22 protein-coding genes are annotated in these 22734 nt (G+C 54.6%); 13 read left to right on the top strand and 9 right to left on the bottom strand.

The features are described from left to right. The first annotated feature begins 219 nt into the window (after positions 1-219). The 4 genes from pgl to pgi all read left to right on the top strand — a co-directional run bounded on the left by pgl (position 220) and on the right by pgi (position 4566). Complete coding sequence (gene pgl / locus BG910_RS00960; RefSeq protein ID WP_089035228.1) at positions 220-915, top strand: 6-phosphogluconolactonase; 696 nt, start codon at positions 220-222, stop codon at positions 913-915. Next, positions 896-1945 carry a glucokinase gene (locus BG910_RS00955; RefSeq protein ID WP_089035227.1) on the top strand — a complete coding sequence of 350 codons (1050 nt, stop codon included), beginning with the start codon at positions 896-898 and terminating at the stop codon, positions 1943-1945. The genes pgl and BG910_RS00955 overlap by 20 nt, the downstream gene beginning before the upstream one ends. 123 nt (positions 1946-2068) lie before the next feature. Further along, positions 2069-2917 carry a MurR/RpiR family transcriptional regulator gene (locus BG910_RS00950; RefSeq protein ID WP_089035226.1) on the top strand — a complete coding sequence of 283 codons (849 nt, stop codon included), beginning with the start codon at positions 2069-2071 and terminating at the stop codon, positions 2915-2917. A gap of 5 nt (positions 2918-2922) precedes the next feature. Next, on the top strand, positions 2923-4566 hold the full coding sequence (pgi, locus tag BG910_RS00945; protein ID WP_089035225.1) for a glucose-6-phosphate isomerase: 1644 nt from the start codon (positions 2923-2925) through the stop codon (positions 4564-4566). A 262-nt stretch (positions 4567-4828) separates the two neighbouring features. Here the strand turns inward: pgi and clpP are convergent, their stop codons facing one another. From clpP to BG910_RS00915, 6 genes are all read right to left on the bottom strand, one after another. Then, a complete protein-coding gene (gene clpP, locus BG910_RS00940) occupies positions 4829-5446 on the bottom strand; it encodes an ATP-dependent Clp endopeptidase proteolytic subunit ClpP (RefSeq protein WP_089035224.1) in 618 nt (205 codons plus the stop codon). A 76-nt stretch (positions 5447-5522) separates the two neighbouring features. Further along, the gene (tig, locus tag BG910_RS00935; protein WP_089035223.1) at positions 5523-6833 is read right to left on the bottom strand and encodes a trigger factor; all 1311 of its coding nucleotides are present in this window, start codon (positions 6831-6833) and stop codon (positions 5523-5525) included. 303 nt (positions 6834-7136) lie between these two features. Beyond that, a complete protein-coding gene (locus BG910_RS00930; protein WP_089035222.1) occupies positions 7137-9566 on the bottom strand; it encodes a DNA translocase FtsK in 2430 nt (809 codons plus the stop codon). Positions 9567-9712: 146 nt separating this feature from the next. Beyond that, positions 9713-11077: a sodium-dependent transporter gene (locus tag BG910_RS00925; protein ID WP_089035221.1), complete on the bottom strand. Its 1365-nt coding sequence runs from the start codon at positions 11075-11077 to the stop codon at positions 9713-9715. A gap of 335 nt (positions 11078-11412) precedes the next feature. Then, positions 11413-12144 (bottom strand): 16S rRNA pseudouridine(516) synthase, encoded by a 732-nt coding sequence (locus BG910_RS00920; RefSeq protein ID WP_089035220.1) that lies wholly within the window; start codon positions 12142-12144, stop codon positions 11413-11415. A 135-nt stretch (positions 12145-12279) separates the two neighbouring features. Further along, positions 12280-12762 carry a hypothetical protein gene (locus BG910_RS00915; RefSeq protein ID WP_089035219.1) on the bottom strand — a complete coding sequence of 161 codons (483 nt, stop codon included), beginning with the start codon at positions 12760-12762 and terminating at the stop codon, positions 12280-12282. A 349-nt stretch (positions 12763-13111) separates the two neighbouring features. Here BG910_RS00915 and dnaQ point away from each other — a divergent pair, with 349 nt between their 5' ends. From dnaQ to BG910_RS00885, 6 genes are all read left to right on the top strand, one after another. Next, positions 13112-13828, top strand: coding sequence for a DNA polymerase III subunit epsilon (dnaQ, locus tag BG910_RS00910; protein ID WP_089035218.1), 717 nt, complete (start codon positions 13112-13114; stop codon positions 13826-13828). Beyond that, on the top strand, positions 13828-14241 hold the full coding sequence (locus tag BG910_RS00905; RefSeq protein WP_089035217.1) for a hypothetical protein: 414 nt from the start codon (positions 13828-13830) through the stop codon (positions 14239-14241). The genes dnaQ and BG910_RS00905 overlap by 1 nt, the downstream gene beginning before the upstream one ends. Further along, positions 14238-14942: a 2-C-methyl-D-erythritol 4-phosphate cytidylyltransferase gene (ispD, locus tag BG910_RS00900; RefSeq protein ID WP_089035216.1), complete on the top strand. Its 705-nt coding sequence runs from the start codon at positions 14238-14240 to the stop codon at positions 14940-14942. Before BG910_RS00905 ends, ispD begins: the two co-directional genes overlap by 4 nt. A 284-nt stretch (positions 14943-15226) precedes the next feature. Next, positions 15227-15706, top strand: coding sequence for a 2-C-methyl-D-erythritol 2,4-cyclodiphosphate synthase (ispF, locus tag BG910_RS00895; protein ID WP_089035215.1), 480 nt, complete (start codon positions 15227-15229; stop codon positions 15704-15706). Positions 15707-15833: 127 nt separating this feature from the next. Further along, positions 15834-16499, top strand: coding sequence for a ribose-5-phosphate isomerase RpiA (rpiA, locus tag BG910_RS00890; RefSeq protein WP_089035214.1), 666 nt, complete (start codon positions 15834-15836; stop codon positions 16497-16499). A 117-nt stretch (positions 16500-16616) separates the two neighbouring features. Continuing rightward, positions 16617-17321, top strand: a complete 705-nt coding sequence (locus BG910_RS00885) for a thermonuclease family protein (protein WP_232462212.1) — start codon at positions 16617-16619, stop codon at positions 17319-17321. A 59-nt stretch (positions 17322-17380) separates the two neighbouring features. Here the strand turns inward: BG910_RS00885 and BG910_RS00880 are convergent, their stop codons facing one another. Further along, positions 17381-17857 carry a Spy/CpxP family protein refolding chaperone gene (locus BG910_RS00880; RefSeq protein WP_089035213.1) on the bottom strand — a complete coding sequence of 159 codons (477 nt, stop codon included), beginning with the start codon at positions 17855-17857 and terminating at the stop codon, positions 17381-17383. A 187-nt stretch (positions 17858-18044) separates the two neighbouring features. On the opposite strand from BG910_RS00880, the gene rpe reads away from it, so the two are divergent. Further along, positions 18045-18722, top strand: a complete 678-nt coding sequence (rpe, locus tag BG910_RS00875; RefSeq protein ID WP_089035212.1) for a ribulose-phosphate 3-epimerase — start codon at positions 18045-18047, stop codon at positions 18720-18722. Positions 18723-18965: 243 nt separating this feature from the next. On the opposite strand, the gene rph is transcribed toward rpe, so the two are convergent. Beyond that, entirely contained in the window at positions 18966-19691 is a 726-nt protein-coding gene (gene rph / locus BG910_RS00870) for a ribonuclease PH (protein ID WP_089035211.1), read from the bottom strand. 131 nt (positions 19692-19822) lie between these two features. Between rph and BG910_RS00865 the strand changes: the two genes are divergently transcribed. After that, a complete protein-coding gene (locus tag BG910_RS00865; protein WP_089035210.1) occupies positions 19823-20644 on the top strand; it encodes a phosphatidylserine decarboxylase in 822 nt (273 codons plus the stop codon). A 323-nt stretch (positions 20645-20967) separates the two neighbouring features. Next, entirely contained in the window at positions 20968-22110 is a 1143-nt protein-coding gene (gene hflX, locus BG910_RS00860; RefSeq protein ID WP_408633788.1) for a GTPase HflX, read from the top strand. Between the two features lie 270 nt (positions 22111-22380). Here hflX and BG910_RS12495 read toward each other — a convergent pair whose 3' ends face one another. Beyond that, the gene (locus tag BG910_RS12495; protein WP_198344807.1) at positions 22381-22524 is read right to left on the bottom strand and encodes a hypothetical protein; all 144 of its coding nucleotides are present in this window, start codon (positions 22522-22524) and stop codon (positions 22381-22383) included. Between the last annotated feature and the right edge of the window lie 210 nt (positions 22525-22734).

Genomic DNA, 22734 nt, shown 5'->3' with positions numbered 1-22734 from the left:
TCTACTTCGTTGGCAGCGGCCGGGCCCAAAGAGGATGATTCACTAAGGCGCTGAAGCGCCAAGTTCATCTGTCCCGTACTGTCCGCGCCTTGCCGCCTTGTATTTTTTTATTTTCTTTCCCTATATCCAGCGCGCCAATGCAGCGGTATTGTTTGAACCTGATTTTCAGACGGCCTGAAACCCATCAGGCCGTCTGAAAAAAACGAAAGGAATCCATCCATGTTTACCTGGCACGAAAACGAAAATGCGGCGGTTGCCGCGCAAAATTTGGCCGATGCCGTTGCCGCAGCGCTGCAAACCGCGCTGAACCAAAAAGGCCATGCGGTTTTGGCGGTATCCGGCGGGCGCTCGCCGATTGCATTTTTTGAGGCGCTGTCGCAAAAGGATTTGGATTGGGCAAACATCAGCATCGCATTGGTGGACGAGCGCATCGTGCCGACCGACCATGCAGACAGCAATACCGGTTTGGTGCGTGAATACCTGCTGAAAAACAAAGCGCGTTCTGCAACGTGGATTCCGATGGTGGAAGACGGTAAGACCGCAGAAGTGCTGACTCCGGAAGCAACGTTGGCTTATGCGCTGGCGCATTACCGGCAGCCCGATGCGCTGGTATTGGGCATGGGGGGCGACGGGCATACCGCGTCGCTGTTCCCTCGGGCGCCGCAGCTTTCAGACGGCATCGACTTGGCGCGCCGCGAGCCACTGCTGCATACCACGCCCGTTACCGCGTCGCACGAGCGCATCAGTATGAGTTTGGCGGCGATTGTGAAAACGCCGGCGGTTTTTCTGGCGATTCAGGGCGCAGAGAAAAAAGCCGTGTTCGACAAGGCCGCCGCAGCCGCAACATTAGAATATCCGACCAGCCTGGTTCTCAATAATGAAAGAGCAAACTGTCATGTCTTCTACGCAAACTAAAGCCAAAGCCGTAAAAACCGAATCCGCCGAATGGCCGCGCCTGATTGCCGACATCGGCGGTACGAATGCGCGTTTCGCATTGGAAACCGCCTCCCACGTTATCGAACAGGCGGAAGTTTTGCCCTGCGCCGATTACGATACCATCGTCGATGCCATGCGCGAATACCTCAAGCGCGTCGGCAATCCGAAAATCAGCCATGCGGGCGTAGCCATCGCCAATCCGATTTTGGGTGACTGGGTACAGATGACCAACCACCATTGGGCGTTTTCCATCGAAACCACCCGCCAGTCGTTGGGTTTCGATACGCTGGTGTTTATGAACGACTTTACCGCGCAGGCATTAGCGATTACGCGCGTGGACGAAGCGGATTTGGTGCAGGTTGGCGGGCATGAGCCGGTGGCGAATGCGCCTAAAGCCGTTATCGGCCCGGGTACGGGCTTGGGCGTGAGCGGCTTGATTCCGAGCAATTCCGGCTGGGTGCCGCTGGCAGGCGAGGGCGGTCATGTGAGCTTTCCGCCGTTTGACGATGCAGAAGTGATGATTTGGCAATATGCCAAGAAAAAATACGGCCACGTTTCGGCCGAGCGTTTTTTGAGCGGCGCGGGGCTGGCCTTGATTTATGAAGCGCTTGCCACCAAGGAAGGCATCAAGCCGAAAAAACTCAGCCCGGCGGAAATCAGCGAAAGCGCGCTGAGCGGCTCTTCGCCCTTGTGCCGCCTGACTTTGGACATTTTCTGCGCCATGCTGGGTACGGTCGCTTCCAATCTGGCGCTGACGCTGGGCGCGAGCGGCGGCGTGTATCTCTGCGGCGGTATTATTCCGCGCTTTATCGAATACTTCAAACACTCGCCGTTCCGTAACCGCTTTGAAAACAAAGGCCGTTTTGATGCTTATCTGGCGGCGATTCCGGTGTATGTGGTGTTGAGCAAATACCCGGGTCTGACCGGCGCGGCGGTGGCTTTGAACAACCACCTGCTCAATGCCTGCAACAATGTCAATGCATTGGGCGGGGCAGGGCGGAAAGCCTGATTGCGGCGCGGTTTGGTTTTTCAGACGGCCTGTTTGCAGACGGCATTTGTTTCGGGCGGACTGTCTTTCAGACGGCCTCGCGGTGTTCGCGTGATGCAGCACAAATAAAATGGGAAAATTATCATGTTAAGCAAAATCAGTGAATCTTTGTCGGGCCTTTCGGGCGCGGAGCGCAAGGTGGCGGAATCGGCGCTGGCCGAGCCGAAATGGTTTGTCCATGCCGCTGTGGCGGAAATTGCCGAAAAGGCGTCGGTGAGCCAGCCGACGGTTATCCGTTTCTGCCGCAGTCTGGGTTATAAGGGGCTGCCCGAATTCAAGCTTGCACTGTCGGCCAGCATCGGCCACGAAGGCATGCCGTATGTACACGAAGAGCTGAACGCCGATGACGACATGGGCGTGGTGGTGGAAAAAGTGTTGTCCAACGCCGCCGCTTCCATTTTGGGCGAACGCCGTTTCCTCAAAGAAGACGAGCTGGAAAACGCCATCGCCAAGCTGATGCACGCCCGCCGCGTCGAGTTTTACGGCGTGGGCAATTCGGGCATTGTCGCGCAAGATGCGCAGCATAAGTTTTTCCGTTTCGGCATTTCCACCGTCGCCTACGTTGATCCGCATACCCAATTGATGGCGGCTTCGGTGTTGAGCAATCAAGACGTTTTGGTGGCGATTTCCAATACCGGCTCTTCTATCGAGCTTTTAGACGCCGCCAGCATCGCCAAAGAAAACGGCGCGTCTGTGATTGCCGTAACCCGCGCCGATTCGCCGCTGGCACAGCTTGCCGACTGCGTTTTGAGCGTGGCCACGCAGGAAAACGCTGAGCTTTACACGCCTATGGTTTCCCGTCTGCTCCAGCTTGCCGTCATCGACATTCTCGCTATTGGTCTGGCGCTGCGCTTGGGCGACGAAGCCAGCCTGCAACTGCAAAAGAGCAAGAAAAGTATTCACAACAAACATATTGGTTTTAACAAGGATTGAACGCCATGAAACATCTTCACGACCTCCCGACATGGTCGAAACTGTGGAAACACTTCGACGAAACCAAAACCAACCATATGCGCAAAATGTTCGAGCAAGATCCCGATCGTGCCAAGCGCTACTGGCTGGAAGTCGGCGGACTGACTTTGGATTATTCCAAAAACCGCATTACCGACGAAACCTTGTCGCTGCTGACTGATTTGGCGCGCGAAGCCGGTTTGCCCGAGCGTATGCAGCAGATGTTTCATGGTGAAAAAATCAATACCACAGAAAACCGCGCCGTTTTACACGTCGCCCTGCGCAACCGCACCAATTCCCCGATTATGGTCGATGGCGAAGACGTCATGCCCAAAGTCAACCATGTGCTGCACCGCATGGGCGAGTTTGCCCACGAAGTGCGCAGCGGCAACTGGCTGGGTTATACCAACCAAGTGATTACCGACGTCGTGAATATCGGCATCGGCGGCTCCGATTTGGGTCCGCTGATGATGTGCACCGCGCTGCGCCCGTTCGGCCATCCGCGCCTGAATATGCACTTCGTTTCCAATGTTGACGGCTCGCAGCTGCGCAGCGTGTTGGAAAAAGTCCACCCCGAAACTACGCTGTTCATCATCGCCTCCAAAACCTTCACCACCCAAGAAACCCTGACCAATGCCCTGACCGCGCGCCAATGGTTTTTGAGCCATGCCGACGACGAAGCCGCCGTCGCCAAACACTTCGTCGCCGTTTCCACCAACAAAAAAGCCGTGTCCGAATTCGGCATCGACACCGCCAATATGTTTGAATTTTGGGACTGGGTCGGCGGCCGTTACAGCCTCTGGTCTGCCATCGGCCTGCCGATTATGCTGTATCTGGGCGAAGAAAACTTCATCGAAATGCTCAACGGCGCCCACCTGATGGACCAACACTTCATCAACACCCCGCTCGAGCGCAATATGCCCGTCATCCTCGCGCTGATCGGTATTTGGTACATCAACTACTACGGCGGCGGCAGCCACGTTATTGCCCCCTACGACCAAAACCTCCACCGCCTGCCCAAATTCATCCAACAACTCGACATGGAAAGCAACGGCAAACAGGTAACGCTCGACGGCCAGCCCGTGCAGCACGAAACCTCGCCGATTATCTGGGGTGAAACCGGCATCAACGGCCAGCACGCCTTCTTCCAACTGCTGCATCAGGGCACGCACATCACCCCCATCGACCTGATTGCTTCCCTGCAAAAACGTAGCAACCTCAAAGGCCACCACGAAATCCTGCTCGCCAACGTGTTCGCGCAGGCCGAAGCTTTCATGCGCGGCAAAACGCCCGAAGAAGCCCGTGCCGAACTCAAAGCGCAAGGTCTTGACGACGCACGCGTCGAAGAGCTTGTGCCGCACAAAACCTTCTCCGGCAACCGCCCGACCAATCTCATCCTCATGGACGAAGTCAACCCCCGCAACATGGGTAGCCTGATTGCCCTGTACGAACACAAAACTTTCGTACAAGGCACCATTTGGGACATCAACAGCTTCGACCAATGGGGTGTCGAACTCGGCAAACAGCTCGCCAAAACTATCTTGGCCGAACTGACCGGCGAAACCGAACCGCAGAAACACGACAGCTCCACCGAGCGTCTGATTAGTACTTATCTCAACGCCAATAAATGAGGCAACGGATAAGCAAAGGCCGTCTGAAATTCAGACGGCCTTTTGTTTTTTCGTTTTGGCGCGGACAGAAAAAATGGGTGCCACCATTTTTTGAGCAGCAAACAGCAGTTAAATCTATTATTCCAGCCTGTGAGAATGATGGATTTGGCATTTCAGGCGGCCTTTAGTCAGTATTTGCGAATTTTGCAAAGGTCTCGGTTTAATGCAGAGGCCGTCTGAAAAAATTCAGACGGCCTCTGCTTAGTACGGATGCAAACGGCACTTAAGCCGGAATCGCATCACGGCTTTCCAAAACCTGATCGATCAAGCCGTATTCTTTTGCGTCTTCGGCAGACATGAAATTGTCGCGGTCGGTATCGCGCTCGAGGTCGGCGAGGTCGCGGTTACAGTGTTTGGCCAGCAGCTTGTTGAGTTTTTCCTTGATTTTCAACAGCTCTTTGGCATGAATTTCAATGTCCGAAGCTTGGCCGGACAGGCCGCCGCTGATGAGCGGTTGGTGAATCATGATGCGGCTGTTGGGCAGGGCGAAGCGTTTGCCTTTTTCGCCGGCGGAAAGCAGAAACGCGCCCATGCTGGCGGCTTGGCCGAGGCAGAGGGTGGAGACGTTGGGCTTGATGAAATTCATGGTGTCGTAAATCGACATACCGGCCGTTACCGAGCCGCCGGGGGAATTGATGTAGAAGAAGATGTCTTTATCGGGGTTTTCGCTTTCCAAAAACAGCAGTTGCGCCACGACAAGATTGGCGGATTCGTCGGTCACGGGGCCGACGAGAAAGACGATGCGCTCTTTGAGCAGGCGGGAATAGATGTCGAATGCACGCTCGCCGCGACCGCTTTGTTCGATAACGGTAGGAACGAGATAGTTTTGAATGTCGGTCATGATGTTTTCCTTTTAAAAACAAAGCACCAAAGCACGCTTTGCGCCGCTTCGGTGCTTATCGGTCTTTCAGACGGCCTTAAGCCTGTGCGCCCATAACTTCGTCAAACGACAGTGCTTTTTCGGTTACTTTGGCTTTGCCCAAAACAAAGTCAACGACATTGCTTTCAACAGCCAAAGAAGTCGGGCCTTGCAGACGGCTTTCGTCGGCGTAGTACCAGTCGATCACTTCTTGCGGATCTTCGTAGCTTTCGGCAAAGTTGGCAACGACGGCTTTGATTTGCTCGGGTGTCGGCTCGAGTTTGTGCTCTTCGACCAGTTTGGCCAGAATCAGACCCAGAGAAACGCGGCGTTCGGCCTGGTCTTTAAACATATCGGCCGGCAGATCCAGATTGGCGGCGTCAGCCATCCCCTGATTGACGAAATTCTGTTTCATTTCGTTGGACAGGCGGGCGGCTTCTTCGTTGACCAAAGCAGCGGGCAGTTGCAGCTCTGCGGCTTTGAGCAGGGCTTCCATTACAGAATCTTTGGTTTGGTCTTGGATGCGGCGCTCGACTTCGCGGCCGACGTTTTTCTTCACTTCTTCGCGCATTTTGGCAACGTCGCCGTCTTCAATGCCCAAAGCTTTGGCAAACTGGTCGTCCACTTCCGGCAGGGTGGGCTCGGATACGTTGATCAGGTTGATGGTGAAAACGGCGGTTTTACCGGCAACATCTTTACCGTGGTAGTCTTCGGGGAAGTTGACTTCCACGTCTTTGCTTTCGCCTGCTTTCAAACCGGCAACGCCTGCTTCGAATTCGGGCAGCATTTGGCCTGCACCCAAAACAAACGCGTAGTTTTTGGCAGAGCCGCCGGCAAACGGTTCGCCGTCGATTTTGCCTTCAAAGTCGATGATGACGCGGTCGTCGTTTTTCGCTTCGCGCTCGACGTGGTTATAGCGGGTGCGCTGTTTGCGCAGGATTTCGACGGTTTTATCGACTTCCGCATCGCCCACGGTTGCGGTCACTTTTTCTACTTCTTGGGCAGACAGATCGCCGATGACAACTTCGGGGAATACTTCAAAAACGGCGGCGATTTTTACGGTATCTTTATCATCTTGCTCTTCCACGGCATCAAAACGCGGGAAGCCGGCTACTTTCAGGTTTTCGCTTACGGCAACGTCGTAGAATGCGCGCTGTACCAACTCGTTGATGACTTCGTTTTGCACGCTTGCACCGTACATGGACGCAACCATTTTCAGCGGCGCTTTGCCCGGACGGAAGCCGTCGATTTTGACGCGGCGTTGGGTTTGCTGCAAACGCTTGTCGGTTTCAGCGTTGATATCTGCCCATGGCAGAGACAATACTACTTTGCGTTCCAGATTTTCTAAAGTTTCTACAGTTACGCTCATCGTAAGCCCTTAAATATGGTGTTTGGGGTGTTTAATGGAAACCCGTTGCAAAAGTGTTGGAAACGGCTTTTCTACGGGGATAAATTAGTCGGTAAGTATAGCACAGTTTGCCTTATATAAGGAAAGGCCGTTTGAAAGATTGTGTATGCGCTGGGTGTTGTTTTCAGACGGCCTGACTACTTGTAAAGATTCGGAAACTGATTCTGCGGCTGTTATGGCCGTCTGAAAACAAAGGCCGTCTGAAAATTCCCTGCACAGATGCACACGGAATGTTCAGACGGTCTTGATCGGCGCAAACCCGTTTTACGCGCTGTCTTTCTGCAAGAGGATTTTGCGGCTGCCGCTGACATCGGCAGCGCTGACGATGCCGGCGTTTTCCAGCGCTTCCATCAGGTTGGCGGCGCGGTTGTAGCCGATGCGCAGTTGGCGTTGCAGGGCGGAAATCGAGGTTTTTTTGCTTTCTAAAACGAAGGCGGCGGCCTGGTCGAAAAGCTCGTCGCTTTCGGCGTTCGGATTGACGATATTCGTCGTTTCCAGCGCCGCTTCGCCGCTGAGCAGACCTTCCACATAATTGGTCGGCGCCTGCGCTTTGACGTGGTTGACGACGTGGTGGACTTCGTCGTCGGAAACAAACGCGCCCTGCAAACGGGTCGGTTCGGCATTGCCCGGTTGGAGGAAGAGGGAATCGCCGTATTTCAGCAGCTCGTCCGCGCCCATTTGGTCGAGGATGGTGCGGCTGTCGATTTTGCTCTGTACGGTAAAGGCCATACGCGTCGGAATATTGGCTTTAATCAGGCCGGTGACGACATCCACACTCGGGCGCTGGGTGGCGACAATCATGTGGATGCCGGCAGCGCGGGCTTTTTGCGCGAGGCGGGCGATTTGCTGTTCAACGGCTTTGCGCTCGGTCATCATCAGGTCGGCCAACTCGTCGATAACCACCACAATCAGTGGCAGTTTTTCCAACGGCTCGGGGTCGTCGGGGTTGAGGCTGAACGGGTTGAGCAGCGGCTTGCCGGCGGCTTTGGCGTCTTCGACTTTTTTATTGAAACCGTCCAAATTGCGCACGCCCGCGTGCGAGAGCAGGCGGTAGCGTTTTTCCATCTCGGCCACACACCAGTTCAGCGCCTGACCGGCTTCGCGCATATCGGTGACGACGGGGCAGAGCAGGTGCGGAATACCGTCGTAAATGCTCAATTCCAGCATTTTCGGGTCGATCATGATGAAGCGCACTTCGTCGGGCGTGGCTTTGTAGAGAATCGACATAATCATGCCGTTCACACCCACCGATTTGCCCGAGCCGGTCATGCCGGCGACCAAAAGGTGAGGCATTTTCGCCAGGTCGCCGACCACGGGCGTACCCGCGATATCTTTGCCCAGCGCAACGGTCAGCTTGGATTTGGCTTCGGTGAACACGGGCGAAGAGAGGATTTCGCTCAACATCACGTCTTGGCGTTTGTCGTTGGGCAGTTCGATGCCCATCGTGTTTTTGCCCGCAATCGTTTCCACGATACGCACGGCTTGCATCGACATCGAGCGCGCCAAGTCTTTGGAAAGTGCGACAATCTGGCTGCCTTTCACGCCTTGTGCGGGTTCGATTTCAAAGCGGGTAATCACAGGGCCAGTGGTGGCGGAAACCACTTGCGCGCCGATGCCGAATTCGGAAAGTTTGGACTCGATACGCTCGGCGGTACGCTGCAAAACGGCGGGGTCGATAACCGGCGGTTCGTCCTGGGGCAGGCGCAGCAGGCTCATAGACGGCTTGTGGTATACGCCCGCAACGCGCGGTTCTTCTTCACGGTCAAACAGCGAAGGCTGGATTTTCGGCGGCGGCGCAACTTTGACCTGCACGGCCTTGCGGTTGCTGCTGCTGCCTTCCAAAACAGGCGCAGGTGTGGCGGTAATGCTTTGCGCTTCTTTGGCGGTGCGGCGGGCGTTTTTTGCATCGGGCAGGTCGGCAACGCCTTTGGCCTGTTTGTTTTCCATTTTCCGTTTGACGCCCAACAGCGCGCTGCCGGTGCCGCGGCCGGTTTTCGCCATGATTTCCAGCCATGAAACCTGCGCCAGCAGCGAAACGGCCAACAGCAAAACGACCAGCATAATCAGCAGGCTGCCTGATTTGCCCAGCAGCCAGCTCAAGCCCGCGCCGGCAACGGCACCGACCAAACCGCCTGCGCCGACGGGCAGTGATTCCAACAGGAAATCGGAAAACGCGACGTGTTCCAAAATCGGACTGCAAATCAGCAGCAGAAACAGAGCCAGCGCGGCAACGCCGTGGTTGTAGGGTTTGTGGTGCTCTTTGTCTTGAAACGGGCGGAAGTTTTTATAGAGAAATACGCAGGAAGCAGCAATCCACCACCAAAACGACACGCCGAACAGGTAGTAGCCGATGTCGGAAAAATACGCGCCAAACAGGCCGCCGAAGTTTTTCACGTCGCCGCTGTCGGGTACGCTGCGCGACCATGCGGGGTCGGTCATGTCGAAGCTCAACAGCGAGATGGCGGCATAGACGGTTGCGACCAGCCCCAGCAGCCACAAAGTGTCGTTAATCAGGTTGGCGACGTGCTCGGGGCGCGCTTTTTTTTCCTCGTTTTTTTGCAGCATTTTTGCTGCTTTGAGGTTTTCGGAGAGTTTGTTGGGCTGGGATTTGGCTGCGCGGCGGGCAGCGGGTTTGGCCGTATCCGCTTTGGTTTTATCGGATTTGGAAACGGGGCGGGTAGATTTGGAAGCCATAAAATTCTAGTGTGGAGGCCGTCTGAAAGCAGCGGAACGATAATGTGTGAAGCTTGCGATTATACAGGATATTCAAGGTGGCAGAAATGCAGAGGCCGTCTGAAAAAACGATGGAATTTCAGACGGCCTCTGTTTGATCGGGCGGTTTAAAACAGGTTGCCGGCAAAAATCAGCAGAATCACCAGCGGCACCAGATATTTCACATAGTTAAACCAAATATTGACCGTGGTGTGGTTGCCTTTATACAGCAGCTCGTCTTTGGCTTCGTCTTTCATCACAAAACCGACAAACAGAGCCGAACCCAGCGCAGTCAGCATAAAGAGGATGTTGCCGCTGACGTAGTCAAACGCATCGAAAATGTTTTTGCCGAACACCGAAACGTCTTTCCACGGGCCGTAGCTCAAAATCGAAGGGACGTTGCCGAGCAGGAAAATACCGCCCAAAACCAGCGTAATCGCCGCAGTACGGCGGATTTTGGTCTTTTCCTGAAGCGTGGTAATCAACACTTCGTAAATTGTCAGCGAAGTGGTCAGCGCCGCAATCAGCAAAAGTCCGAAGAAAATCACCGCAAACACCGGCCCCGCCCACATATTTGAAAACACAATCGGCAAGCTTTGGAATACCAGAGTCGGCCCCGAATTCGGCGCAACGCCGAAACTGAACAGCGACGGGAAGATCATAAAACCCGCCAATACGGCAATGACGGTATTGGTAATCGCGGTAATCACGGCCGTCTGAACGAGGTTTTCGTTTTTATCCAAATAGCTCGACAGCGTAATCATTACGCCGAAGCCCAAACTCAGCGCGAAGAAGACTTGCCCTAATACAAATACAAACAGTCCGGCGGTGATTTTGCTGAAATCGGGCTTCAGGTAGAACGTGATTCCTTCCATTGCTCCCGGTAGGGTCACGTTGCGCGCGACCATCGCAATCAGAAAAATAAACAGCAGCGGCATCAAATATTTGGCCGCTTTTTCAATGCCGCCGATAACGCCTTTGACCAAAATCCATTGGTTTACGATAACAAACAGCAGGGTGTAAAACGCGATTTCCCACGGGCTGTTTTCAATGTGTTCCACAAAAAAAGTTTTGGTCAGTTCGCCGTTGACGGGTTGGGAAATGTCCAAGCCGCCGCTGATGATGTTAACGATGTAGCTGATCACCCAGCCGCCCAACACCATATAGTAGGCCATGATGCCGAACGCGCCGAGCAGTCCCATCCAGCCGATCACCTTCCAGATTTTCGGCACGGGCTTGCCGTTCAAACTGCCGCCGAAAGCGTCCAGCGCATTCACGCCTTTGCGGCGGCCGATGACGTTTTCGACCAGTATCATCGGAATGCCGATGACAATCATGGCAATGCAGAACAAAAATACATAAGCGCCGCCGCCGTTTTCGCCGACCAAATAGGGGAAACGCCAAGTGGCGCCGAAACCGACGGTCGCGCCGGCAACGGTCAGGATGTAGGTCAGGCGGCTGGACCAGGTTTGACGGGGGGGGGGTGCAGACATTTTTAGTAATATCGAAATGGAAAAACGGGATTATACGATAAGGCAGGAAGGCTTGCAGGCCGTCTGAAAAATAAAAAGAAACAAGGCGGAACGAGTTTGAGCAGTTTATCTGATAACTTCGGTGATTAAAAATCGGAGATAAAAAAAACCATCTATACTAAAGGGGAAAGTATAGATGGCCAAACACATTACGGGGAAAACGTCTTACTCACTTACTCACTCCTTGCGGAGCAAGTGTTACTCAGACAACCGAATTATATAATAGTTCACGGTTCGTAGTGTTAAGTTAGGTTAAGAAAATACATTATTTTACATCTTGATGATTTTAAAGAATTTTAAAACCCAAAATATGTATTATTTTGCTGAAAATTTTTAGAAATTTCATCCGTCGAGAGAAATTTCCATTCACCGGCGTTTAAATTCTGCGTATCCAAGCTGCCGAAACGGTCGCGGTGGAGTTTTCCCACGCGGTTGCCGGCGGCAGCGACCATGCGTTTGACCTGATGGTATTTGCCTTCGGTAATCGTCATTAAGAGCGTGGTCGGGTTTTCCAAAACCGCGTCGGCAGCGCGGACGGTTTCGTTGCCGTCGTGCAGCAAAACACCGTTTTTCAGGGTTTCGCACAAACTTTCGCCGGCCGGATGTTTCAGTGTGACGCGGTAGCGTTTGGCAACTTTGTGTTTCGGCGAGGTCACGCGGTGGTTGAACTGCCCGTCGTTGGTAATCAGCAAAACGCCTGTGGTGTCCGCGTCCAAACGCCCGACCGCCTGCATTTCGATATTGCGCATATGGTCGGGAAACAGGCTGAACACGCTCGGATACTGCTGCGGTTTGTGCGAGGTTTCGTAATCGGTAGGTTTGTTGAGCAGAATGTAGAAGTAGGGCATGGGCACGACGGTAACGGGTTCGCCGTCGATCAGCAGCGTTTTGACGTCATCAGGCTCGATGTTGCTTTTGGCGTTGTTTTGCAGCGCGCTGTTGATTTCGACACAGTCGTTGTCAATCAGCCATTGGCATTGTTTGCGGCTGCCGAGTCCTTGCGATTGGAGGTATTTGAGCAGTTGCATGGATTTGCTCGGATAAGGGGTTTTCAGACGGCCTTATTTTAATGGAAAACGCGCGAGGCCGTCTGAAAACGTGTCCAAAAAAAATCGCCCCTTATTTCAGGGGCGCAAAAGGAACACAAACCACTACCAAAACTGTTACGGGGCAAACTCTCCTAATTTATATTTATATGTAGCCGGATAAAGGGCTTTTGCCAAATCGTTGGGCGAAAGCGATAAATCTCTGTTGTTGGTGGTCAGGCGGCCTTGTCGGGGCGTCAGCTCCAAAAGGTAATTTGTTGCTGCCTGATGAAATCTGTTTTTCGTACGCTGCATTTTTTGCTGCAAGGCTGCGGTGGCGCGCCGGTAAAGCGAATCTTTGCGTTTTACTTCGCGGGTTTCGGCGACCCAGCTCAGCCGCGCCTGCGTTTCCTCGTCTTCAATCAGAAGGATGCCGGTATGTGTCGGGTTTTCAGACGGCATACAAGGCAGCCAGACGTAGTAGCGTCCTTCGACGGTAACGAAAACCGCATCATGAACTTCGCATTCCGTGCAGCCTTGCGTGGCGATTAACGAGCGGACGGCGCGTTGGTGCAGTCTCAGAATATCGAGAGAAACTTGCTTGAAAATACTTTCCGGCATTTTTTTCTCCTTCCGTTTTCTGTTTGGCCTGCGTTGTTTCGTTGGATTGGATTATACAGATTTTTGCCTGGTTTGCAAATGATAATTGTTACTGTTTTGAATTTAGTTAATAACTATTTGATTTTAAAAGAAATAAAATTTATGAAAAAGGCTGTTTGGCGGAAAATCAGTTTGATATTTTCAGACGGCCTTATTTGAAGGAAAACAAACCGCCCAGGCCGTCTGAAAAATATCTGCCTCAACCGGCAAACCGCCGCCGTTTTCAGACGGCCTTCATTCCCCGTTTTGCCGCCTATACTTTCGCGCCGCCATTTAGTATGATTCATGCCATTCCAACAGGACGACACACATGACCGACCGCCAGATTTTCCTTGATACCGAAACCACCGGCCTTTATCCCGACAGCGGCGACCGTTTGGTCGAATTTGCCGGTTTGGAGATGTCCAACCGCCAGCTTACCGGCAACAGCCTGCATTTATATGTGCACCCCGAGCGCGATATGCCCGAAGAAGCCGCGCGGGTACACGGCCTGACGATTGCGGTTTTGGAGGAGAAAAACGCCCCGCCGTTTGCCGAAGTCGGGCGCGAGATTGCCGATTTTCTGCGCGGCGCGGAACTGATTATCCACAATGCCAAGTTCGACGTCGGCTTCTTAAACATGGAATTCACGCGCATGGGGCTGCCGACCATCGAAGAACTCGGCTGCACCGTTACCGATACACTGGCGATGGCGCGGGATATGTTTCCCGGCCAGAAAGCCAGTCTCGACGCGCTTTGCAACCGTTTTTCCGTTGACCGCAGCAAGCGCGTTTTGCACGGCGCTTTAATCGACTGCGAACTGCTCGGCGAAGTTTATCTGGCCATGACGCGCCAACAGTTCGACCTGATGGGCGGTGCGGAAGAGGAAGTAGAAAAAACCGGCAAACCCGCAGCCGTCGCGGAAACCAAGCGCTCCGCACATTTGAAAGTCATCAAAGCCGATGCGGAGGAATCGGCCGCACACGAAGCCTATCTCGACGCCTTGGGTGACGATTGCGTGTGGCGGAAAGAGGAAGCGGAGGCGTAATGCTGGTATTGAAAATCAACAGAGAAACCGCATCCCCCACGTTTTCAGACGGCCTCACGCAATGTACCGGCTTGAATATCGACAACTTAGCCGCCCGTTTTTTCCCGACGCTGCCGCCGTCGGAACAGCATTGGGAAAACGCTATTATGACCGTAGAAGACGCGCTCGCCCCGTTTTCCGAAGCCGCGCGCAGCGAACAGGTTTTGCGGATTGAAGCGGGCAGTTTGCAGAACTTGGCCGCAAACCGCAAAATTTTCCGCGCGTCGGTCGAACAGATTTCCCAGCAGCTCAGCCGTTATGGCAGGGCGGCGGAGCTTGCGGAAAATGCTGAAATTTATGCGGAATTTCTGATTGTGCGCGAATTTTTGCACCACATGGATTTCAGCGGAGCAGAATGGGCGGATAGCAAATGAGCCGCAACATCGCCCTGATTCCCGCCGCCGGCGTCGGCAGCCGTTTCGGCGCGGGCAAGCCCAAACAATATGTCGAAATCGGCGGCAAAACCGTGTTGTGCCACACGGTAGAAATCTTTGCGCAACATGCGCAGATTGATTTTACCGCCGTGATTGTTTCGCCCGACGACGGATTTTTTCAGACGGCCTTAAACCTTGATGCTGCCGATTCGGCCAAAATCCGCGTATTTAAAGTCGGCGGCGAAACGCGGGCAGAGACGGTGCGCAACGGTATAAATGTTCTTTTGGAACAAGGTATTGCTGCCGAAAGCGACAATATTCTGGTGCACGACGCTGCCCGCTGCTGCCTGCCGTCTGAAGCGCTGACGCGGCTGATTGCCGAAGCGGGCAATGCAGCGCAGGGAGGGATTTTGGCCGTACCCGTTGCCGACACGCTCAAGCGCGAGGATGCGGACGGCGGCATCGCCGAAACCGTTTCCCGCAGCGGTTTGTGGCAGGCGCAAACCCCGCAGCTTTTTCAGACGGCCTTACTGCGCCGCGCGCTGGCGGCAGGTTTGGACGGTATTACCGACGAAGCCTCGGCGGTCGAGCGTTTGGGCGTGAAACCGCTGCTGGTTCAGGGCGATACGCGCAATCTGAAGCTGACGCTGCCGCAGGACGAATTTATCGTGCGGCTGTTGTTGGGTAATGAGGCCGTCTGAAATTCTGAATGAAGGCGGACTTGACTGTCTGTCATTTGAACGGCGGCACAATAATAAATGCCGTCTGAAAAACCTTTCCTCAAGTTTTGAGACGGCCTGTGGTCTAACCGCCAATTAGGCCGGTTTAACCATAAATCCGATGCTGCTACTTGTATTGCCGGGCTGAAGCCCAGCCTACGCAGTTCGGTCGCTTTACTATTTAAACGGCGCATACTAAATATAATGCCGTCTGAAAAACCGTCCCCAAAATTTTTCAGACGGCCTGAATCCGCTAAGGAACCCCCATGAATATCCGTATCGGACAAGGTTACGACGTCCACCAACTGACCGAAGGCCGCGATTTAATCCTCGGCGGCGTGAAGATTCCGTTTGAAAAAGGGCTGCTCGGCCATTCCGACGCCGATGCGCTGCTGCATGCGCTGACCGATGCGCTGCTGGGTGCGGCGGGTTTGGGCGACATCGGCAGCCATTTTCCCGACACGGCGGCGGAGTTTAAAGACGCCGACAGCCGCGTTTTGCTGCGCAAAGCGTATGAGGGCGTGCGGGCGTTGGGCTGGCGGGTGGTGAACGTCGATACGACCGTGATTGCGCAACAGCCCAAGCTTGCGCCGCATATTTCGGCGATGCGCGCCAACATCGCGGCGGATTTGGAATTGCCTGAAAATTGTGTCAACATTAAAGGCAAGACCAACGAAAAGCTCGGCTACCTCGGCCGCATGGAAGCGATTGAGGCGCAGGCGGCGGTGCTGTTGCAGGCCGTCTGAAAAGGCACATTTATGTCCTGCCGTATTTGGCGGCAGGGCAGACGCGCAAGCCGCGTTGATTTTCCGGCGGTCTGTCCGGGCTTGCCCCGTTTTTCAGACGGCCTTTCATTTTCCACAGGAGAAACTTATGAATCAAAACGATTTGAAACGCCTTGCGGCGGAAAAAGCCGTTGAATTTGTTCCCGAAAACGAATACATCGGCATCGGTACCGGCTCGACCGTCAACTTTTTCATCGAAGCTTTAGGCAAAAGCGGCAAACAGATCAAAGGAGCGGTCTCGACCTCGAAAGAATCCAGCGCACTGATGGCGCAATACGGCATTCCCGAAGTCACTTTGGGCGACGTGACCAAGCTCGCGGTTTATGTGGACGGCGCGGACGAAGTCAACCACATGCTGCAAATGATCAAAGGCGGCGGCGGCGCGCTGCTTAACGAAAAAATCGTCGCCAGCGCGTCGGAAAAATTCGTCTGCATCGCCGACGAGAGCAAATACGTCGCACGTTTGGGCAAATTCCCGCTGCCCGTCGAAGTGATTCCGCACGCCCGTTCGCTGGTGTCGCGCAAACTTCTGGCCATGGGCGGACAGCCCGAGCTGCGCGTCGGTTTCGCCACGTTTAACGGCAACCAAATCGTCGATGTCCACAATTTCCCCATCGACCGCCCCGTGACCACCGAAGACGAAATCAACAAAATCTCCGGCGTCGTCGAAAACGGCATCTTCGGCCATGCCGCCGCACACGTTTTGGTGTTGGGCACAGCCGAGGGCGTGAAAGTGATAACGCCCGGGCATTAAGCGGGTTGAGCGTGTTCAGGCCGTCTGAAAAAATCCAGTCAGATTTCAAACGGCCTGAACACGCGCAAGCCAATCAAAAGGGCGGGTTTCCATACCCGCCCAAAAATATGGAAACACATGATGAACCTTAAACACCTCGCCGCCGCCGTTTTCCTCGCCGCCGCAAGCGCATACGGCGCAGGCAGAACGGACTGGCTGCAAACGGGCTTGGACGTTGCCAAACAGGTCGGCGGCAAAGAAGTTTTGCAGAATATTTCGCCCGATTGGGGCAGGCTGGCCGATTCGTTGCTGAACAGCCAGAAATCAGACGGCAGCAAGCGCCGCCAAAGCGCGAATGCCTATACCGGCCGCGTCAGCAAGGTTTCAGACGGCGATACGCTGCACGTTACCGACGGCAACGGCCGCAAACACAAAATCCGTCTGGCCTATATCGACGTGCCGGAATTGCAGCAGCTCTACGGCACGCGCTCGCGCGACAGCCTGCGCGCAGCAGCAGAGGGCGAAACCGTGCAGGTCAGGGTGTTCGAACACGACCGCTACAAGCGCGAAGTGGCGCGGGTGTCGAAAGACGGCACGGATTTGAACCTGATGCAGCTTCGCAACGGTGCGGCGTGGCATTATGGAAGTTATGCCAAAAAACAGCAGGAAAAATCCGCTTACGCCGCCTATGCCGCCGCCCAACGGCAGGCACGGCAGGCGCGGGAAGGGCTGTGGCGCGCCAATAACCCCCAAGCGCCGTGGGATTACCGCAAAGCGCAACGCGAGGCGCAGGGCGGACAAAACCGGCAGGGAAATGTTTGGGATTTGTTCGGGTTGTGGTAGAAAATGATAAAGGCCGTCTGAAAGTTTTCAGACGGCCTTCGACAGATTCAAAGACTCATTTACCGGACGCAGCTTGAAATCCAGATTTGGCGTTGTTGCGGGGTAAGCAGATGGTAGAAACGGTATTGGATGGAGAGTTCGTCCACTGCAAAATCCATGCTGGAGAGATAGCGGTCTTCAACATAGTCGCGCGCTCTGTTTTGATCGAAACTGTCGTCGGAGAGGATACGCATGATATTTTGACGGCGGGTCCGGTCGGTGCGCTGCGCCTTACGGTAGGCTTTTTCAGTGGCAGCGCGGTAATCCGAGCGGATGCGGCGCAGGGCGTTGTGCTGGGACTGGCTCAGATTGAGCTGGCGGATGTCGCAGTTGGGGTAGAAGTCGTCCAATGTATTGGGCGCGGCAGATACGGTGCCGCTGCCTGCGGCAAACAGCAGGGGCAGTAAAAATACGGCGGTAAGGCGGGATTTTGATGCGGCTGACACTTTATTGTTTTCCTGATACTCGGCACGGGGCTGAATATAGCGGATAAGCATGTCAACGGCGGTATCGGCATGGTTAACTTTAGTTAACTGTCGCAACGGGTATGTTATCTAGCATATTATTTACATACATAACTGATTGTATTTAAATGGTGAAAACAGAGTTTTTCAAACGGTACCGGTTTTGCGCTAGAATAAGTTCCCTTCTTTATTCTGGCCGTTTTGGCCTATAGGAGCAGCCATGACCGCCTACCGCATCGCCCCCAGTATTTTATCCGCCGACTTTGCCCGCTTGGGCGAGGAAGTTTCAAATGTTGTCGCGGCGGGAGCCGATTTGATTCACTTTGACGTGATGGATAACCATTATGTGCCCAATCTGACTTTCGGGCCCATGGTCTGCGCGGCGCTGAAGCCTTATGCGGCGGTGCCGGTGGACGTGCATCTGATGGTCGAACCGGTTGATGATTTGATTCAGTCGTTTGCCAACGCGGGGGCGGACATCATTACTTTCCACCCTGAGGCCGGCCGTCACGTTGACCGCAGCCTGAGCCTGATTAAAGATGCGGGTTGTCAGGCGGGCTTGGTTTTGAATCCGGCGACGCCTGCAAACGTCTTGGAAAACGTGTTGCACCGCTTGGACATGGTGCTGCTGATGTCGGTCAATCCCGGTTTCGGCGGGCAGAGCTTTATTCCGCACACGCTGACGAAAATCCGCCAAGTGCGGGCGTTGCTGGACGCTTTTGAAGCGCAGACGGGCAAACGGATTGCGCTGGAAGTCGATGGCGGCATCAAGGTTGAGAATATCGCCGAAGTGGCGGCGGCGGGCGCGGATACGTTTGTGGCGGGTTCGGCGGTGTTCGGGCAACCGGACTACAAGGCCGTAATCGACAAGATGCGTGCAGAACTGGCGCGGGTTTAATCAGGATAAGAAACAGGCCGTCTGAATTTTCAGACGGCCTGTTTTGTATAGTGAAATAAAATAAGAAAGATACGAGGCGGCAAGGCGCGGACAGTACGGGTAGTGCGGGACAGATGAACTTGGCGCTTCGGCGCCTTAGTGAATCGTCCTCTTTGAGCCCGGCCGCAGCCAACGAAGTGGATTTTTTATTTTAATTCACTAAAAAAACAGAAATTCAGGCGGTTTCAGACGGCCTCGAAAAAATCAGCGTTTCAACGCCTGCGCCTGATGCTGCACCAATTCGGCGATGCCTTTTTGCGCCAGTGCAATCAGTTTGGTCAGTTCGTCCACCGAAAACGACTCGCCTTCGGCGGTGCCCTGAATTTCAATCAGCTTGCCCGAAGCGGTCATCACGATGTTCACATCGCTGTCGCAGCCTGAATCTTCGGGATAATCCAAATCCAGCAGCGGCACACCGCCGACGATGCCGGCGGAAACGGCGGCGACGGCTTCGCGGATAGGATTTTCGGCGACGCGGCCGTCTGAAAGCAGTTTGCCCACAGCAAGCTGCAAGGCGACGAAGGCGCCGGTAATCGAGGCCGTGCGCGTGCCGCCGTCGGCTTGGATAACGTCGCAGTCAATCAGAATCTGGCGTTCGCCCAGTTTGCCCATATCGACCACGGCGCGCAGCGAGCGTCCGATTAAGCGCTGGATTTCCTGCGTACGCCCCGACTGTTTGCCGGCGGCGGCTTCGCGGCGCATCCGCGAGGCGGTGGAGGCGGGCAGCATGCCGTATTCCGCCGTTACCCAGCCCTGCGCTTTGCCGCGCAGAAAGGGCGGAACGTTTTCGTCGATGCTGGCGGTGCAGATGACTTTGGTGTTGCCGCACTCGATTAGGGCCGAGCCGTCGGCGCGGGGCAGGAAATTCGGGGTGATGCGGATGTCGCGCAGGCTGTCGGCGGGGCGGGAGGTGCGGATATAGGCGGTCATGGCGTGCTTTCTGGGAAATATTCGGAACTCGGATTATAACGGGTTTCGGCGGAGAGGGCCGTCTGAAAATGTTCAGACGGCCTCGCGCCCAATCCGCTATAATTGCAAATATTTTATTTCAAGGACATCAAATGAACCGTTCGTATCCGCACCCGATTATCGCCCGCGAAGGCTGGCCGTTGATCGCCGGCGGCCTGATTGTCAGCCTTTTGGTCTGCAAACTCAGCGGCTGGTGGTCGCTGCCGTTTTGGCTGTTTACCGTGTTTGCCTTGCAGTTTTTCCGCGACCCCGCGCGCGAAATTCCGCAAGACGCCGATGCGGTGTTGAGCCCCGTTGACGGCAGAGTCGTGGTGGTGGAAAAGGCCGAAGACCCTTACCGCAAGGTCGAGGCGCTGAAAATCAGTGTGTTTATGAACGTGTTTAACGTGCACTCGCAAAAATCGCCGGTTGACTGCCGTGTCGATAAAGTCGAATACAGCGCGGGCAAATTTCTCAACGCGGATTTGGACAAAGCCAGCACGGAAAACGAGCGCAACGCCGTCTTGGCGACCACCGTGTCAGGCCGCGAGATTACTTTCGTACAGGTGGCAGGTTTGGTGGCGCGACGGATTTTGTGCTACACCGCTGAGGGCGCCAAACTCGCACGCGGCGAGCGTTACGGCTTTATCCGCTTCGGTTCGCGCGTCGATATTTACCTGCCTTTGGACGCGCAGCCGCAAGTGGCCATCGGCGACAAAGTAACCGGCGTGCGTACCATTCTGGCGCGCCTGTCTGCTGCGTCAAATGATGCTGCCGAACCGGTTCAAACCGTTGAAACGCAGGCTGTTTCCGCTGCTGAAGCGAAGTCGGAAACGCAGGCCGCAGAAGTTGTTACCGGCGCCGATGTGGCGCAGGCCGACATTGAAGCCGCTGCGGAAAAAGTCCGTGAGGCAGCGGCAAAGGAATTTCGTTAACCGCTGCGGCGGAGCGTTTTTCAGACGGCCTTACGCGGTGAGGCCGTCTGAAAATTTATGGGAAAAACAAAAGCAGGGGTTTTCACGAAAGTAGGGAGGTCGGGGGCTTTGGCGAAAACCTGTCGGAAGGCCGTCTGAAACGGTTAATTTCTCAAACGACGTTATTCCCTCCTGCGCGGGAATAACGTCCGTGAAAGTCTGGTTGCTGGGCGTAGCCGAAGCGCTTGGACTGGGCGTAGTCGAAGTGTCAGACGGCCTTCAGGCCGTTTTGAAAAATCTCAGGCCGTCTGAAAAAAAAAGGAATCGAATTGGCTAAACAAACCATGTTCCGCGTTGATAAATCGCTGGAAAAACCCGAGCGCGTGATGCTGGTCGGTGTGATGCTGGCGGCGGATTTTTCGGGGGCGAACGAAACGCGCGAGCGCGCGTTTCAGACGGCATTGGCGGAAGCGGCGGATTTGGTGTGCTCGGCAGGCGGCGATTTGGTGCATACCGAAACCGCCAAGCGCGACAAGGCGCAGACGGCGCTGTTTGTCGGTACAGGTAAAACCGAGGAGCTGGCCGAGGCGGTGAAGCAGCACGGCATTGAGCTGGCGGTGTTCAACCACGAATTGACGCCGACGCAGGAGCGCAACCTCGAGCGCGCGCTGCAATGCCGCGTGCTCGACCGCGTCGGGCTGATTCTGGCGATTTTCGCCAAGCGCGCGCAGTCGCAGGAGGGTAAGCTGCAAGTCGAGCTGGCGCAGCTTTCGCATCTGAGCGGACGGCTGGTGCGCGGTTACGGGCATTTGCAGAGCCAGAAAGGCGGCATCGGCCTGAAAGGGCCGGGCGAAACCCAGCTGGAAACCGACCGCCGCCTGATTAACCAAAAAATCACGGCGTTGAAAAAACAGCTTCAAAACGTGCACAAACAGCGCATGACCCGCCGCAAAGCGCGTATGGACGGCCGTCTGAAAACTTTTGCGATTGTCGGTTATACCAACGCGGGAAAATCCAGCCTGTTCAATCGGTTAACCAAAGCCGATGTCTTGGCCGAAAACCAGCTTTTCGCCACGCTCGACACCACCGCGCGCAAGCTCTACCTCTCGCCCGAGGCAAGCGTGATTCTGACCGATACGGTCGGCTTCGTGCGCGATTTGCCGCACAAACTGGTGTCGGCGTTTTCCGCGACTTTGGAGGAAACCGCGCTGGCGGATGTTTTACTGCACGTCGTCGATGCGTCCAATCCCGATTTCGAGCGGCAGATGGACGATGTGGACGAGGTTTTGGAAGAAATCGGTGCGCATGAAATTCCGCAATTGGTGGTATACAACAAAACCGATCTGCTGCCCGGGGGCGGGCGCAAACCCGGCATTTTGCGCGATGCGGCGGGTAGGGCGGTGGCGGTGAATATTTCGGTTACAAAGAATTTGGGTTTGGATGCTTTACGTGAGGCGATGATCGAGCGGGCAGCGGAGGCCGTCTGAAAGTCGGTTTACGGTATCGGATTTTTAGACGGCCTTTAGACGGACGCTTCTGATTTTTGCAAAGGTCTTAGCCTTCAGGCCGATGTTTCTTCAAAATCCGCATCAAAATCCCGACGCAAAAAACAGTTCGGCCGTCCGAAAACAGCGGCAAACCAGGGAGAAAGTTTGCAGGTATTTCAGACGGCCTGAAGACTAAAATCCGGCGGATGTGTTTAAAACTGAAAACATCAAAATCCGAAAAAAAACCGAAATCAAAAAGACGGGCAGGATTTACGCGGAAACGTGTTTGCCTGTTGCGTCTTTCTTTTTGGAATGGACGAAATTATCGTAGATCATCCAAGCGGCCATGCCTAAATAAGCGGCGCTGGATAGGAGGCCGATAACGGCAAAGATGGGCATAATGCGGTCTAACATAAGTTGTTTCCCCGTAGAAGGTTTTGGTTAATCGTAATGTGGATTTAAGGTATTTAGCGTGAGTATTTGGGTGCGGTGTTACCGCCGTTTTTTCCGTCTGTGCGGAATGTGTGTGTAGTATGCGGCAGGGTTGGGAAACGGTCAACGGCGGTGTAAGATTGCATCGAAAAAAGTTCAAAAGTTTACATAAAAATACGAACAAAAGGTCTC

It is taken from the genome of Neisseria chenwenguii (genome assembly GCF_002216145.1).
Classification (GTDB): domain Bacteria; phylum Pseudomonadota; class Gammaproteobacteria; order Burkholderiales; family Neisseriaceae; genus Neisseria; species Neisseria chenwenguii.
The sequence above is the reverse complement of the archived record's forward strand: the minus strand, read 5'-3'. Positions and strand labels throughout refer to the sequence as shown.

What these genes read in the sequence shown, in the direction of transcription:
- rpe (WP_089035212.1), top strand. Translation starts at nt 18,045, where the DNA reads ATGACCGCCTACCGCATCGCCCCCAGTATTTTATCCGCCGACTTTGCC.
- ispD (WP_089035216.1), top strand. Translation starts at nt 14,238, where the DNA reads ATGAGCCGCAACATCGCCCTGATTCCCGCCGCCGGCGTCGGCAGCCGT.
- BG910_RS00905 (WP_089035217.1), top strand. Translation starts at nt 13,828, where the DNA reads ATGCTGGTATTGAAAATCAACAGAGAAACCGCATCCCCCACGTTTTCA.
- BG910_RS12495 (WP_198344807.1), bottom strand. Translation starts at nt 22,524, where the DNA reads ATGTTAGACCGCATTATGCCCATCTTTGCCGTTATCGGCCTCCTATCC.
- BG910_RS00925 (WP_089035221.1), bottom strand. Translation starts at nt 11,077, where the DNA reads ATGTCTGCACCCCCCCCCCGTCAAACCTGGTCCAGCCGCCTGACCTAC.
- pgl (WP_089035228.1), top strand. Translation starts at nt 220, where the DNA reads ATGTTTACCTGGCACGAAAACGAAAATGCGGCGGTTGCCGCGCAAAAT.
- BG910_RS00920 (WP_089035220.1), bottom strand. Translation starts at nt 12,144, where the DNA reads ATGCAACTGCTCAAATACCTCCAATCGCAAGGACTCGGCAGCCGCAAA.
- rpiA (WP_089035214.1), top strand. Translation starts at nt 15,834, where the DNA reads ATGAATCAAAACGATTTGAAACGCCTTGCGGCGGAAAAAGCCGTTGAA.
- BG910_RS00915 (WP_089035219.1), bottom strand. Translation starts at nt 12,762, where the DNA reads ATGCCGGAAAGTATTTTCAAGCAAGTTTCTCTCGATATTCTGAGACTG.
- BG910_RS00865 (WP_089035210.1), top strand. Translation starts at nt 19,823, where the DNA reads ATGAACCGTTCGTATCCGCACCCGATTATCGCCCGCGAAGGCTGGCCG.
- BG910_RS00950 (WP_089035226.1), top strand. Translation starts at nt 2,069, where the DNA reads ATGTTAAGCAAAATCAGTGAATCTTTGTCGGGCCTTTCGGGCGCGGAG.
- pgi (WP_089035225.1), top strand. Translation starts at nt 2,923, where the DNA reads ATGAAACATCTTCACGACCTCCCGACATGGTCGAAACTGTGGAAACAC.
- rph (WP_089035211.1), bottom strand. Translation starts at nt 19,691, where the DNA reads ATGACCGCCTATATCCGCACCTCCCGCCCCGCCGACAGCCTGCGCGAC.
- dnaQ (WP_089035218.1), top strand. Translation starts at nt 13,112, where the DNA reads ATGACCGACCGCCAGATTTTCCTTGATACCGAAACCACCGGCCTTTAT.
- BG910_RS00880 (WP_089035213.1), bottom strand. Translation starts at nt 17,857, where the DNA reads ATGCTTATCCGCTATATTCAGCCCCGTGCCGAGTATCAGGAAAACAAT.
- BG910_RS00930 (WP_089035222.1), bottom strand. Translation starts at nt 9,566, where the DNA reads ATGGCTTCCAAATCTACCCGCCCCGTTTCCAAATCCGATAAAACCAAA.
- BG910_RS00955 (WP_089035227.1), top strand. Translation starts at nt 896, where the DNA reads ATGTCTTCTACGCAAACTAAAGCCAAAGCCGTAAAAACCGAATCCGCC.
- clpP (WP_089035224.1), bottom strand. Translation starts at nt 5,446, where the DNA reads ATGACCGACATTCAAAACTATCTCGTTCCTACCGTTATCGAACAAAGC.
- ispF (WP_089035215.1), top strand. Translation starts at nt 15,227, where the DNA reads ATGAATATCCGTATCGGACAAGGTTACGACGTCCACCAACTGACCGAA.
- tig (WP_089035223.1), bottom strand. Translation starts at nt 6,833, where the DNA reads ATGAGCGTAACTGTAGAAACTTTAGAAAATCTGGAACGCAAAGTAGTA.
- hflX (WP_408633788.1), top strand. Translation starts at nt 20,968, where the DNA reads ATGTTCCGCGTTGATAAATCGCTGGAAAAACCCGAGCGCGTGATGCTG.
- BG910_RS00885 (WP_232462212.1), top strand. Translation starts at nt 16,617, where the DNA reads ATGATGAACCTTAAACACCTCGCCGCCGCCGTTTTCCTCGCCGCCGCA.